Annotated in this window: 12 protein-coding genes; 7 read left to right on the forward strand and 5 right to left on the reverse strand. The window is 71.7% G+C overall.

Going from position 1 to position 13,104, the window contains the following annotated elements; genetic code table 11:
• Positions 1-85 precede the first annotated feature (85 nt).
• Complete coding sequence (locus B0675_RS13260) at positions 86-379, reverse strand: hypothetical protein (RefSeq protein WP_143661068.1); 294 nt, start codon at positions 377-379, stop codon at positions 86-88.
• A 102-nt stretch (positions 380-481) separates the two neighbouring features.
• Here B0675_RS13260 and B0675_RS13265 point away from each other — a divergent pair, with 102 nt between their 5' ends.
• The 4 genes from B0675_RS13265 to B0675_RS13280 are packed head-to-tail and all read left to right on the forward strand — an operon-like array spanning position 482 to position 3,504.
• Positions 482-970, forward strand: a complete 489-nt coding sequence (locus B0675_RS13265) for a phosphatase PAP2 family protein (protein WP_241539932.1) — start codon at positions 482-484, stop codon at positions 968-970.
• A complete protein-coding gene (locus B0675_RS13270) occupies positions 963-1,907 on the forward strand; it encodes a decaprenyl-phosphate phosphoribosyltransferase (RefSeq protein ID WP_081218999.1) in 945 nt (314 codons plus the stop codon). The genes B0675_RS13265 and B0675_RS13270 overlap by 8 nt, the downstream gene beginning before the upstream one ends.
• Positions 1,904-2,470: a GtrA family protein gene (locus B0675_RS13275; protein WP_081219000.1), complete on the forward strand. Its 567-nt coding sequence runs from the start codon at positions 1,904-1,906 to the stop codon at positions 2,468-2,470. Before B0675_RS13270 ends, B0675_RS13275 begins: the two co-directional genes overlap by 4 nt.
• Positions 2,458-3,504 (forward strand): YihY/virulence factor BrkB family protein, encoded by a 1,047-nt coding sequence (locus tag B0675_RS13280; RefSeq protein WP_081219001.1) that lies wholly within the window; start codon positions 2,458-2,460, stop codon positions 3,502-3,504. The genes B0675_RS13275 and B0675_RS13280 overlap by 13 nt, the downstream gene beginning before the upstream one ends.
• Positions 3,505-3,603: 99 nt before the next feature.
• On the opposite strand, the gene B0675_RS13285 is transcribed toward B0675_RS13280, so the two are convergent.
• Entirely contained in the window at positions 3,604-4,872 is a 1,269-nt protein-coding gene (locus tag B0675_RS13285; RefSeq protein ID WP_347108743.1) for a D-alanyl-D-alanine carboxypeptidase, read from the reverse strand.
• A 112-nt stretch (positions 4,873-4,984) separates the two neighbouring features.
• Between B0675_RS13285 and B0675_RS13290 the strand changes: the two genes are divergently transcribed.
• From B0675_RS13290 to B0675_RS13300, 3 genes are all read left to right on the forward strand, one after another.
• Positions 4,985-5,227, forward strand: coding sequence for a hypothetical protein (locus tag B0675_RS13290; protein ID WP_081219002.1), 243 nt, complete (start codon positions 4,985-4,987; stop codon positions 5,225-5,227).
• Positions 5,228-5,241: 14 nt separating this feature from the next.
• Positions 5,242-6,645: a metallophosphoesterase gene (locus B0675_RS13295; RefSeq protein ID WP_081219003.1), complete on the forward strand. Its 1,404-nt coding sequence runs from the start codon at positions 5,242-5,244 to the stop codon at positions 6,643-6,645.
• A gap of 144 nt (positions 6,646-6,789) precedes the next feature.
• Positions 6,790-8,346, forward strand: a complete 1,557-nt coding sequence (locus B0675_RS13300) for an ABC transporter substrate-binding protein (RefSeq protein WP_081219004.1) — start codon at positions 6,790-6,792, stop codon at positions 8,344-8,346.
• A 49-nt stretch (positions 8,347-8,395) separates the two neighbouring features.
• Here the strand turns inward: B0675_RS13300 and B0675_RS13305 are convergent, their stop codons facing one another.
• The 3 genes from B0675_RS13305 to B0675_RS13315 form a co-directional block, all read right to left on the reverse strand.
• Positions 8,396-10,582, reverse strand: coding sequence for a sulfatase-like hydrolase/transferase (locus B0675_RS13305; protein WP_107482618.1), 2,187 nt, complete (start codon positions 10,580-10,582; stop codon positions 8,396-8,398).
• A 223-nt stretch (positions 10,583-10,805) separates the two neighbouring features.
• Complete coding sequence (locus B0675_RS13310) at positions 10,806-12,260, reverse strand: HAMP domain-containing sensor histidine kinase (protein WP_081219005.1); 1,455 nt, start codon at positions 12,258-12,260, stop codon at positions 10,806-10,808.
• Positions 12,257-12,946 carry a response regulator transcription factor gene (locus tag B0675_RS13315; RefSeq protein ID WP_081219006.1) on the reverse strand — a complete coding sequence of 230 codons (690 nt, stop codon included), beginning with the start codon at positions 12,944-12,946 and terminating at the stop codon, positions 12,257-12,259. The genes B0675_RS13310 and B0675_RS13315 overlap by 4 nt, the downstream gene beginning before the upstream one ends.
• Positions 12,947-13,104: the final 158 nt, after the last annotated feature.

Here is a 13,104-nt window from a genome sequence, read left to right on the forward strand (position 1 = left end):
ATCCCCCCAGGCCCCCACGGCTCCTCACCGAAATGGGTGATTAATGGGATGTCGTCCAAGATTGCCGTAATTCTGCGGCTCCTCACTAGAAGAGTGAGATCACATGGACGAACTTGACGACCGTGACGACATGGATCGGCGGCTTGACGGCCATGGCCACCGTGGTGGCGAGAGAACCCGGCCACGCCACGACCATGACGAGCCCGACCGCATGGACCGGCAGCGTGACGCCGTCGATCGCCGGCTTGACGACCTTGATCGCATGGACCAGCTTGACGACCTTGACGGCTCTGACCGCATTGATCGCGTCGGTCGTCATCACGAAGGACACGTAGACGTCGACCGCTCGCGCGACGACATGCACCGCGACGACATGCACCGGGACGACGACAGCATGGACCGCGACGACGACAGCATGGACCGCGGCGGCCCAGCCGGCAGGGACCGGCGCGGCGGCCGTGCGGACCGGAGCCTCGACGGCATGGACCGGCGGCTGCTGTCCATGGTCCACGCCTACGGCGACCACCCGCGCATCGCGGCCACCGCCCGGGCTCTGTCCCGGAGCGGTGAACACGGCGCGCTCTGGCTCGCCGCCGGACTCGCCGGCGCGGCCGTCGACCGGGAGCGCCGAGGCGCCTGGCTCCGCGCGACCGTCCTCACCGCCACCGCGCACCTCGCGAGCATGGGGGTGAAGCGGATCGTGCGACGCCCCCGCCCCACCCATGTGAGACCGCTGGTGCGCACGGCGGGACGGCACTCCTTCCCCAGCTCGCACGCCACTTCGGCGGCGGCCGCCGCGGTCTCGTTCGGCGCGCTCGGCGCGCCGGTCGCCGTGCCGCTGGCCGCCGCGATGTGCCTCTCGCGTCTCGTGGTCGGTGTCCACTACCCGACCGACGTCGCCGCGGGCGCCGCCCTGGGAGCCGCGACGGCCGGACTGGGCGCCCGGTGGATCGGGGTGCGCCATGGCTGAGCGCACGGCGCTCCTGGAGCGCGCCCCCGCCCTTGCGCCGCCCCCGAGAAGCCTGACCGGACTGGTCCGGGGGCTCGTCAGGACCGCGCGCCCCCGTCAGTGGGTGAAGAACGTGCTCGTCGTGGCCGCCCCGGCCGCCGCGGGCCAGCTGTTCTCCCGCCACGCGCTCGGCCAACTCGCCGTCGTCTTCGCGCTGTTCACGGCCTCCTCCGCCGCCGTGTACCTGATCAACGACGCCCGGGACGCCGCCGCCGACCGCGCCCACCCCGTGAAGCGCCACCGTCCGGTCGCCGCGGGCCAGGTCCCCGTGCCCGTCGCCTACGCCGTCGGCGGCACCCTCGCGGCCCTCGCGCCCGCCCTCGCCGCCTGGCTCTGCTCACCGGCCGTCTGCGCGTTGCTGACCGCGTACATCGGGATGCAGCTGGCGTACTGCGTCAGCCTCAAGCACGTGCTCGTCGTGGACCTCGTCGTCGTCACCACCGGCTTCCTGATGCGGGCGATGGTCGGCGGCCTGGCCCTCGGCATCCCCCTGTCGCGCTGGTTCCTGATCACCACGGGCTTCGGGGCGCTGTTCATGGTGTCGGCGAAGCGTTACTCCGAGGCCGTGCAGATGGCCGGGAAAGCGGGCGCCACGCGCGCGTTGCTCACCGAGTACACGACCGGCTACCTGCGGTTCGTGTGGCAGCTGGCCGCCGGAGTGGCCGTCCTCGGCTACTGCCTGTGGGCCCTGGAGGAGGGAAGCGTGCCCAGCACCGGCCTGCTGCCCTGGCGCCAGCTGTCCATGGTCGCCTTCATCTTCGCCGTCCTGCGGTACGCCGTCTTCGCCGACCGGGGCACGGCGGGCGAGCCGGAGGACGTCGTCCTGCACGACCGGGCGCTCGCCGTCATCGGCCTCGTCTGGCTCGCGATGTACGGGCTCGCCGTGGCGAACTGGTGAGCGTCACCGAGCATCCCGCCGGCCCCGGCCCCGGCCCCGGCCCCGGCCCCGGCCCGGGTCCTGTCCCCGGTCCCCTCGCGTCCGGGGCAGTCCTCACGGAACCGGTCGTCCGAGGAGTCGCCCGTCCCGGGCCCGGACCCCGCACGCGGTTCCTCCGCGAGGTCGCCGGGTTCGCCGCCGCCGGCCTCCTCGCGTACGCCGCCGACCTCGGCCTCTTCCTCTGGCTGCGTGGTCCCGCGGGCCTGGATCCGCTGACCGCCAAGGCGCTCTCCTTCCTGGCGGGCTGCTCCGTCGCGTACGCCGGGAACGCGCTCGGCACCTACCGGCACGCGGCTCGGGGGCCCCGCCAGTACGCGGTCTTCTTCGCCGTGAACATCGCGGGCGCGCTGGTGCAGATGCTGTGCATCGCCGTCAGTCATTACGGGCTCGGGTTCACCTCACAGCAGGCCGACACCGTCTCCGGTGCGGGAATCGGCATGGCGATCGCCACTGTCCTGCGTTTTTGGGGTACCCGCACATTGGTTTTCCGAGGCGAGGGCAGAGTCGGATCATGGACTGGCTGAAAAAACTTCCCGGCGTGGGGCCTCTGGTCGTACGTCTGATGACCACGCACGCGTGGCGCTCGTACGAGCGGCTGGACCGGGTGAAGTGGACGCGGCTCGCCGCGGCGATGACCTTCATCAGCTTCGTGGCGCTCTTCCCGCTGCTGACCGTCGCCGCCGCGATCGGTGCCGCGACGCTGAGCACCCAGCAGCAGAAGGACCTCCAGGACAAGCTCGCCGAGCAGGTGCCGGGCATCTCCGACCAGCTCGACATCAACAGCCTCGTCCAGAACGCCGGCGCCATCGGGCTCATCGCGGGTGCCCTGCTGCTGGTCACCGGCATCGGCTGGGTCGGTTCGATGCGGGAGTGCCTGCGCGCGGTCTGGGAGCTCCCGGACCCCGAGGAGAACCCCTTGCTCCGCAAGGGCAAGGACGGCGGTGTGCTCGTCGGCCTGGGCGGCGCCGTGCTCCTGACGGTCGTCGTCTCCACGCTCGCGTCCACGGCGGTGGGCTGGTCGTCGCGGCAGATCGGCATCGACGAGAACGGCTGGGGGAGCGTGCTGCTCCAGGTCATCGCCTTCGCGGTGGCCGTCCTCGCCGACTTCCTCGTCCTGCTGTACGTCCTCACCCTGCTGCCCGGCGTCCAGCCGCCCCGCCGCCGGCTGATCGTCGCCTCGCTGATCGGCGCGATCGGCTTCGAACTGCTCAAGCTGCTGCTCAGCGGTTATATGCGGGGCGTTGCCTCGAAGAGCATGTACGGCGCCTTCGGGGTGCCGATCGCACTGCTCCTGTGGATCAACTTCACCTCGAAACTGCTCCTTTTCTGTGCCGCCTGGACGGCGACGGGGAGCAAGGAGGAGGAGCTGGGGCAGGCAGGGGAACCCGCGGAGGCCGACACGCCGACGACGACCGAAGAGGGCGCGGAGGAGGCCGAGGCGGACGCGGAGGCCGCCGAGGCGAGGGGAGCGGGCGCCGCGGAGGCGCCGGCCGGTCCGGGCGACCCGGGAGCCGGTCCCCGCGCGCCGTCCGGCTCGGAGGGCCACCGCACGGCCTGATTGCCGGGGACGGGTTCCCGAAGCCCCGGCACGGAGAAGTCCCGGCACCTCACGGGTGCCGGGACTTCTCCGTGCCGGACGCTCGGCGGCGCCGGCGTGTCAGCTCTTGGAGCGGCCGGGCCAGCGGCGGTTCACGAGGTAGACGCCCGCGGCGAGCAGGACGAGGACGCCGCCCGTGATGGCGAGCGCGATGCCGACACCGCTCGAACCGCCCTTCGCGGAGGCGGAGGAGGCCGCCACGGGCTTCTTCGAGGCGTCGGGGGTGGCGCTGCCCGAAGCCGTCGCGCCCGGCTGCGCGGAGGTGTCGACGCCCTTGGGCGGCACGAGTTCACCCACCGGCTGGGCCTTGCCCGAGGCGTGGAAGCCCCAGTCCAGAAGCCGCGCCGCCTCCTTGTAGACCTCGTTGTGCTCGCTCTTCTCCGGGTTCATGACCGTGACGAGCAGCACCTTGCCGTCCCGCTCGGCGACCCCGGTGAAGGTGGCGCCCGCGTTGGTCGTGTTGCCGTTCTTCACCCCGGCGATGCCCTGGTAGGTGGTGACATCGCTGTCACCCGTCAGCAGCCGGTTCGTGTTCTGGATCTCGAAGGACTCGCGGGTCGTCCGGCCCTTCGCGTTCTTCGCCGTCCCGCCGGGGAACTTGGCGCGCACCGTCGAGCAGTACTCCCGGAAGTCCTTCTTCTGCAGACCCGACCGGGCGAACAGCGTCAGGTCGTACGCCGACGACACCTGGCGGCTCGCGTCGTAGCCGTCCGGGCTCACCACGTTCGTGTCGAGCGCCTGGAGGTCGTCGGCGTGCTCCTGCATGTCGCGGACCGTCTGGTCGACGCCGCCGTTCATCGCGGACAGGACGTGCACCGCGTCGTTGCCGGACCGCAGGAAGACACCGAGCCACAGGTCGTGGACCGAATAGGTCTCGTTCTCCTTTATCCCCACCATGCTGGAGCCCGAGCCGATGCCCGCCAGGTCGGAGGAGACCACCTTGTGCGCGGTGCTCTTCGGGAACTTGGGCAGCAGCGTGTCGGCGAACAGCATCTTCAGCGTGCTCGCCGGGGGCAGCCGCCAGTGCGCGTTGTGCGAGGCGAGGACGTCACCGGACTCCGCGTCGGCGACGATCCAGGAGCGGGCGGTGACGTCCTTGGGCAGCACCGGCACACCGCTGCCGAGGTTCACCTGGCTGCCGGGGAGGCCGAGCTGCGCGCCGCCGACGGTCGACATGTTCGCCGGGGGAGTGGCGGACGGCGAGGCCGACGGGGACGCCTCGGGGCTCGTGTCGGCGTCCGCGAACGCGGGCGCGGTGAGGGACAAGGTCAACAAGGTGGCTGAAGTGACCAACAGGGATCGCTTGATGGTCTTTTTCGACTCGGGCACGGTCGAGAAATTACAGGGCCGAGGGCGGGAAGTCCTACCGCCGCCCGGGGAGGTGTGCGCGCCCTCCACACCCCGGCGCCGGGTCGCGGTCGGCGACGGCGATACTGAACCCATGAAGCTCAGCCGCCCCATCTCCTGGTTCCTGCTCGCCTTCGGGGTGTGGAGTTGGGTCATCTGGGTCACTTTCATCAAGAACCTGTACAAGGACGGCAGCGGGCTCGCGTTCGACGACGCGGGTGATCCGACGGCCTACTTCTGGGTGCATCTCACGCTGGCCGTCGTCTCCTTTGTCTTGGGGACGGTCGTCGGGGTCATCGGGTTGCGCGGCGTACGCGCCGCGCGCCGGACGTCGTAACGGAGCCGGGCGCCATGGTCATCGTGTTCGTGCTGGTGGGCGTGGCCGCACTGGCCGTGCTCGGCGGGTTCCACTGGTATGCCTGGCGCCGCCTGGTGCGGGACACCACGGCAGGCCCCGGAACGGCCCGCCGGGTGGGCGCCGCCCTCTTCGTCGCCGGACCGCTGCTGATGCTCGGCGCCGTGGTGAGCGAGCGCGCCGGCGCCCCCTTCTGGTTGCAGCGGACCCTGGGATGGCCCGGGTTCCTGTGGATGGCCCTCGCGCTCTACCTGCTGCTCGCGCTGCTGGTCGGCGAACTCGTACGGCCTCTCCTGCGACGGGCCCTCGACCACCGAGCCGCGACACGACGGACCGCGGAAGCGGAAGCCGTCGCCGACTCCGGCTCCGGCTCCGGCTCTGAAGCCGTCGCCCACGGAACGACGGTCGGCGTGCCTCGCACCCCGGGCGTGTCGGCCTCGACGGAACCGGCCGCCGAGGAACCGTCCGCGACGAAGCACACCGAGCCCGCCGCTCCGGAAGAGCCGCGAGAGCCGCGAGAGTCCGCAGTGTCGCCGGGCGGCACGGAGGCCCCCGTGGCCGGGCCGCTCGCGGCTCCGTCGCGCCGCCTCTTCGTCTCCCGCGTCGTGGGCGGCGCCGTCGCCGCCGCCGCGGTGGGCACCGTCGGATACGGCACGTACGGCGTGCTGCGCGGGCCCGCGGTGAAGCGGGTCACCGTGCCGCTCGCCAAACTGCCGCGGTCCGCCCACGGATACCGGATCGCCGTCGTGAGCGACATCCACCTCGGACCGGTGCTCGGGCGCGGCTTCGCGCAGAAGGTCGTCGACACCATCAACTCCACGCAGCCGGACCTCATCGCCGTCGTCGGCGACCTGGTCGACGGCAGCGTCAAGAACCTCGGTCCCGCGGCCGCCCCGCTGGCCGGGCTGCGGGCCCGGCACGGCGCCTACTTCGTCACCGGGAACCACGAGTACTTCTCCGGGGCCGCGCAGTGGGTCCGGGAGGTACGGGAGCTGGGCATCCACCCCTTGGAGAACGCCCGTACCGAACTGGCCGGATTCGACCTCGCCGGCGTCAACGACGTCCAGGGCGAGAGCGAGGGACACGGTCCCGACTTCGACAGGGCGCTCGGTGACCGGGACACCGCGCGGGCCTGCGTCCTGCTCGCCCACCAGCCGGTGCAGATCCACGACGCGGTACGGCACGGCGTCGACCTCCAGTTGTCCGGGCACACCCACGGCGGACAGCTGTGGCCCGGGAACTTCGTCGCGGCCGCCGCCAACCCGACCGTCGCGGGGCTGGAGCGCTACGGCGACACCCAGCTCTACGTCTCCCGGGGCGCGGGCGCCTGGGGGCCGCCGACGAGGGTGGGCGCGCCCTCGGACATCACCGTCGTGGAGCTGGCCTCGCGAGAAGCCTGAGAGCCCGCTGTGAGGCGTCCGGCGAGGCTGTCCGCATCGTTGTCGAACACTCTCCCGAAACCGCCTCCTCTCCTGAAACTCCTGTGATTAGGTGATCCGCGTCACCAGGGGAGTGGCCTGCGGTGGGCCTTGGGGAGGGCACCGATGCGATCGGTTCGGGTAAGAGTTCTGGCCGTACTACTCGTCCTGGCGGGCGTGGGTGTGGCGGGCTGGCAGTTACTGCCGAAGAAGGAGAACACCGACCGCACCATCACGGTCGGCACGACGGACGCCGTCACCTCGCTCGACCCGGCCGGCGCCTACGACGCCGGGTCCTGGGCGCTGTTCAGCAATCTGTTCCAGTCGCTGCTGACGTTCGAGCCCGGCGGCGCCGAACCCGTACCGGACGCCGCGAAGAGCTGCGCGTTCTCGGGCTCCGGCCTGCGGACCTATCGCTGCACGCTCCGCGACGACGTGGCGTTCCCGAGCGGACGCAGGATGACCGCCGAGGACGTGAAGTTCTCCTTCGAGCGGGTCAAGCGCATCAACGCCGAGGTGGGGCCCGCCTCCCTGCTGTCGACGCTCGGCACGGTGGACGCGAGCGGGCAGACCGTCACCTTCCATCTGTCCTCGCCCGACGCGACCTTCCCGTTCAAGGTGGCGACCGGTGCGGGCTCGATCGTCGACCACACCCGCTACCCGAAGCGCGCCCTGCGCACCGGGACCGCCGCGGACGGCACAGGACCGTACACGCTGAAGAAGTACGTGAAGGACCAGCAGGCCGTCCTCGCCCCCAACTCCCGTTACGAAGGCGCCGTCAAGGACCTCGGCAGGCCCGTCGTCCTGAGCTACTACCCCGACTCGCAGGCGTTGCAGGCGGCCTGGAAGGCGAAGAAGTTCGACGTCTCCGCACGCCAGCTGCCGCCCGCCATGCTCGCCCGTCTCTCGCCGAGCGACCCGAAGCAGCGGGTCACGGAGGCGGAGAGCGCCGAGACCCGCAACCTCGTGCTGAACGTCCGCGCGTCCTCGCCGCTGCACGATGCGCGGGTCCGGCAGGCCGTCGCCTCGCTGATCGACCGCGAGCAGCTCGTCGAACGGACGTACAGGGGGACCACCGAGGCGCTGTACGGGCTGATCCCCGCGGGGATCACCGGCCACTCGACGTCCTTCTTCGACGCCTACCCGAAGCCGGACGCCAAGAAGGCGCGCGCCCTGCTGACCGAGGCCGGGGTCACGCTGCCCGTGCGCTTCACCTACGGATTCGCCGAGGGCCGGGGCGCGGCGGGCGAGGAGGCCACCGAACTCAAGCGGCAGCTGGAGGCGGGCGGACTGTTCAAGGTGACGACCAAGGGCTACGAGTGGACGGACTTCCAGAAGCGGTACGCCGAGGGCGACCTGGACGCCTGGGCGGTCGGCTGGGTCGCGGACTACCCCGACCCCGACACCTTCGGCGCGCCCCTCGTCGGCACCGGCAACTCCATGAAGAACGGCTACAGCAGCAAGGACGTCGACCGGCTGATCCGGGAGACGCAGCAGGACAAGGACCGCAGCAGGACGACCGACTCGTTCCGGCGCATCCAGGAGTCCGTCGCGCGGGACGTTCCGCTGATCCCGCTGTGGCAGCGCAAGGACTACGTCCTCAGCAGCGAGGACGTCGGCGGTGGCCAGTACCTGTCCGACGGAACCGGCGTCTTCCGGCTCTGGAGGCTGGTCTGGATCTGACGGACCCCTCGGCCCCCGTGGCGCCGTCGGCGGCGCCACGGGACGGCCGTCAGGAGTGCGGAGTCGATCCGTACGCCGTCAGGAAGCGGTCCCGGAAGGCGCTCATTTTCCAGACCGGCGCGTTGTGCTCGGGCTGGAGGCCGTCCGTCCAGCCCCAGTCCGCGATCCGGTCGAGCACCTTCGGGTCCTTGGCGACGATCGAGACGGGTACGTCGCGGCTGGCGTGGTCGCCGCTGACCCGGGCGATCGGCTGGTGGTCGCCGAGGAAGATCAGGACGGTGTTCTTGTCGCCGTACTTCACCAGGTAGTCGATGAGGCTCGTCACCGAGTACTGGATGGACTTGCCGTACTCCTCCTTCGACTTCCGCGCGTCGGTGATGATGTCCCCGGGCCGCTTGCCGGCCTTCTCGATCGCGTCGTAGACCGATCCGTCGCCGACCTGGTCCTGCGGGACGGTCCTGGGGATGGGTGCCCACGGCTGGTGACTCGACGTCAGGATGATCGTCGACATGAGCGGCTTGTCGTGCTTCTTGCCGTGCACCAGGCGCTCGAACGCGGTCAGCGCGTACTGGTCGGGCATCGTGGACCAGCTGAACTTCGGGCCCCGGTAGCCGAGGTCGCGGGAGTCGTAGAGCTTGTCGATGCCGTAGAACTTCTGCTCGGGCCAGGCCTTCTGGACGCCCGGCATCACGCCCACGGTGTCCCAGTCGCCCGTCTTCGCGAAAGCGCCGGGGAGCGTGAGGTGATCTCCCGCGGTGACCGTGCGGTAGCGCTGCTGGTTGTTGATCCACAGGCCCGACAGGAAGGTCGAGTGGCCGAGCCAGCTGCTTCCGCCGTACGTCGCCGACGTGAGCCAGCCGCTCTTCGCCGCGAACCCGGCCCCGGTGAGCTTCCTGTTCTCCGCGGTCAGGGTCGCGTCGACGCCCGGAGCCATCACCGGGTCCTCGATGGCGCTGCGTCCGTAGCTCTCGATGAAGGTGATCATCATGTCCTTGCCGCGCAGGTCCGTCAGGAGCTGGTCCGGCGGTGTGTTCGCGAAGGTGTCCTTCTTCGCGATCTTCTGGAACTCGGCCTCGTCCCTGATCGTGTCGCGCACCCGGTGGGCCCGGTCCTGGACCGCCAGCGCGACATGCTCGGAGGCGATGGGCACGCCGGTGACCTGCACGCCGAGCGCCGCGCACGTCACCCAGACGATGGCCGCCACCAGCGTGGCGCGCGTCGCCACCTCGGAGTTGCGGGCCACCAGGTTGCCCAGCCGAACCACCGACAGCGTGACGAGCGCCAGGACGGCGATCACGAGCACCACGGCCAGGATCGCGATGCCGAGCGCCCCGCCCCCGCCGAAGGTGTCCTGGAGGTAGGCCTGCGCGTCGCTGAACAGGGCCCAGTCGAGGACGACGTTGAAGCCACGGCCCAGGTATTCGTTGAAGCCGACGTCGAGGAGGTTCAGCACGGTCAGGACGCCGAGGGCGAGCCCGGCGACCGCCGAGACGGCGATCCGCGGCCTGCGCGGCAGGACGAGCACCAGGGCGGCTCCGAACACCGCCTCCACCGGCACGCGCAGGAACTGCGCCGGGTGGAACTGGTCCGCCTTGCCGGGCATGAGCAGAGCGAACAGCACGAGTACGGCGGCGAGACCGGTCACCGTCCACGCGAGGACGGTCGCCGCTACCGGATACCGCCCCCGCCACCCACGCACCCGCCCGCTCGGCGGAGCGGCCTCTCCGACCCCTCCGGCCGAGGGGGCCGCGGGGCCCGTGTCCCCGTCCTCGTCCGTGCCCCCGTCCGTGCCCTCGTCCGCGTGGCCGGCCGGCGGGGGCGAGGAGACCGGGACCGGTTTGTCGCCGTCGTCCCCGCCGTCGTCCCCGCCCTCGTCGTCGTCGGACGAGGACCCGGCACCGCTCCGGGCCGGGACCTCGCCCTCCGGCGCCCGCACGACCGGCTCCGCATCGGTCGCGCCGCGCTCGGGCTCCGGGTCCGTCGCGTCCTGCGCGGTGCCGACGGCCGGTTCTCCCTCGGCGGCGGGAGCGGGCTGCTCGGGCCCGGAGGAGGACGCGCCCCGCCCGGGCTCCGCGTCGGTGGTGTCCCGCGCGTGATCGGGGGAGTCCGCCGACGCGTCCTGGGAGGCCGGGCCGGGCTGCTCGATTCCGGGGGAGGGCGCGTCCGGTTCGGGCGTCTCCCGTTCCGGCGTCTCGTCCGTGTTCGGCAGCTGTCGAGAGCTCGATGTGAACGACAACCCGGCGGTCCTTCCGTGCGCGGCGCGGTGGTGGCGTGACGGACCGGGGCGTGGAGACCGAGGCCGCCTTCATCGAGGTGTACGGGACCGTGCGCGCCGGTGTTCAATCGCCCGGGTCAGCATCTCCCCAAGTCCGTTCCCGCAGGTCACAACGGCGCCAGAGGGGTGCCTCAGCCGCGGCGGGTCGGGCGGGCCGGCCCGAGGCGCCCGCGGATCCGCCGCCTCACCGCACGGGCAGGGTGACCGTGACGTCGAGGCCCTCGCCGGGTGCCGTCCGCACGGCGACGCTGCCCCCGTGGGCCGTCACCACGCCGTGCACGATGGCCATGCCGAGTCCGCTGCCCGCGCCGCGACCCGTCCGGAAGAAGCGGTCGAAGACGCGCGTCGCGTCCTCCTCGGCGAGCCCCGGACCCTTGTCCGCGACACACAGCCGTACGACACCGTCCGCGCGCTCCAGGCCGATCCGCACCGGCACGTCGGCGGGGGTGTGGGTGCGCACGTTGCCCACGAGGTTGCCCAGCACCTGGCGCAGCCCGGACTCGTCGGCCTGCACGAGCAGGGTGCCGTCGGCGTCCACGGTCACCGGGCGGCCGGGCTGCTGAGCACGCAGGTCCTCGGCGGCGTCCCGCACCAGCCGGCTCAGGTCGACGCTGCGGAAGCGCAGTTCGGGCCGCTGGTCGAGGCGGGCCAGGGTGAGGAGTTCGTCGACGAGGCGGCCCATGCGGTCGGCCTCGCCGTTCATCCGGTCCCAGGCGCGGCGGCGCTCGACGGGGTCGGTGAGCATCCCCTTGTCGTAGAGCTGGAGGTAGCCGCGTATCGCCGCCAGCGGGGTGCGCAGTTCGTGCGAGGCGTCGCCGACGAACCGGCGCAGCTGGGCGGTGCTGCGTTCGCGGGTCCGGTGGGCCGATTCGACTTGCTGGAGCATGGAGTTGAGGGCGAGCCGCAGCTGTTCGACCTCCTGGGTCGGGCGGTGGCTGGAGGGCACGCGCCGGGTGAGGTCGCCGTCGGCGATGGCCGACGAGGTCTCCACCATGGCCTCCAGCGGCAGCATCCTGCGGCGCACGCTGAACATGGTGAGGCAGGCGAGGAGCGCCAAGAGCAGGGTGCCGACGGTCAGATCGAGCTTGAGGGCCTTCGCGATGCCCTTGTGCAGCCCGTCCGTCGAGGTGGCGAACAGGACGTACGTGCCGTCGGCGAGGCGGGCTCCGGTCGCCCGGTAGTCGGCGCCGTGGACGGTGATGTCGTGCGGGTCGTCGTCGCGGGCGAGTGCTCCGGGGTCGTCCACGGCGGTGGCGAACGCGCGCTGTGTGTCGGTGGGTTCGAAGCCGGCGACCTCGACGGCCCGGCCCCGCCGGTCGACGGCGGCGAAGAGGGAGTCGGGCTTGGGCGATCCGTCCACGGCCGGCCCGATCCGGTCCCGGACGAAGGTCAGGGCGGTCAGCGAGTCGATCTGGGTCATGGTGAGCCGGGAGACGCCGAGCGATTCGCGGGTCTTCACGAGCTGGGTGTCCACCTGGTCGAGGAGATAGTGCCGCATGCCCATCAGGCTCACGGCGGTCGCCGTCACGATGCCGAGGGCGAGGAGCGCGACGTTCGCGAGGGTGAGCTGGCCGCGGAGCGAGTGGACGCCGTGCCGGCGGCGCGGGCGGGGGAGCGAGGACCGGACGGGCGGCCTCACGCGAGCCCGTACCCGACGCCCCGCCGGGTCTGGATCACCGGTGGCCCGAGCGGTTCGAGCTTGCGCCGCAGATAGCTGATGTACGTCTCCACGACCGTGGACTCGGCCGGATGCTCGTACTGCCAGACGTGGCGCAGGAGTTGTTCCTTGGGCACGATCCGTCCGCCGTTGCGGACGAGGAAGCGCAGCAGGGCGTACTCCGTGGGGGTGAGCTCGACGGTGGTGCCCGCGCGGTGCACACGGTACGTCGTCTCGTCCAGTTCCAGATCGCCGTACCGCAGCGGCGGGCGCTGCGGCAGGACGTCGTCGGGCCGTGTCCGGCGCAGCACGGCGGTGATGCGGGCGACGACCTCGTCGATGTTGAACGGCTTGGTGATGTAGTCGTCGCCGAAGCCGAGGGCCCCGACGATCTCGGCGGGCGCGTCCCGCGCGGTGAGAAACACGATGGCCAGTCCGGGCCGGCGCGCCCGCAGTTCACGGCCGAGGGCCCGGCCGTCGCCGTCCGGAAGCATGATGTCGAGCAGGGCCGCGTCGGGGCGGGTGCGCTCGGCGAGTTCGAGGGCCTCGCGGACGGTCCCGGCGGCCATCACCTCGAACCGGTGGTAGCGCAGCGCGATGGTGAGGACGTCGGCGATGCTCGGCTCGTCCTCGACGACGAGGACGGTGGATCCCTCGTGTGCGCTCATGCCCCCAGTATCGGCGCGGCCGTCGACGGCGGGGGCGGTTCCCCCTTTGGAGTTCCTTGAGAGTCATGGGCGCGTCGTGTCGCCCGCTGCGCGGCGCCGTCGATCCTGGTGCGCAGGACCTGGGGGACCGACCGATCGACCAAGCGGACAAGGAGCGT

The sequence above is a fragment of the Streptomyces sp. M41(2017) genome, from assembly GCF_002078175.1.
Classification (GTDB): Bacteria; Actinomycetota; Actinomycetes; order Streptomycetales; family Streptomycetaceae; genus Streptomyces.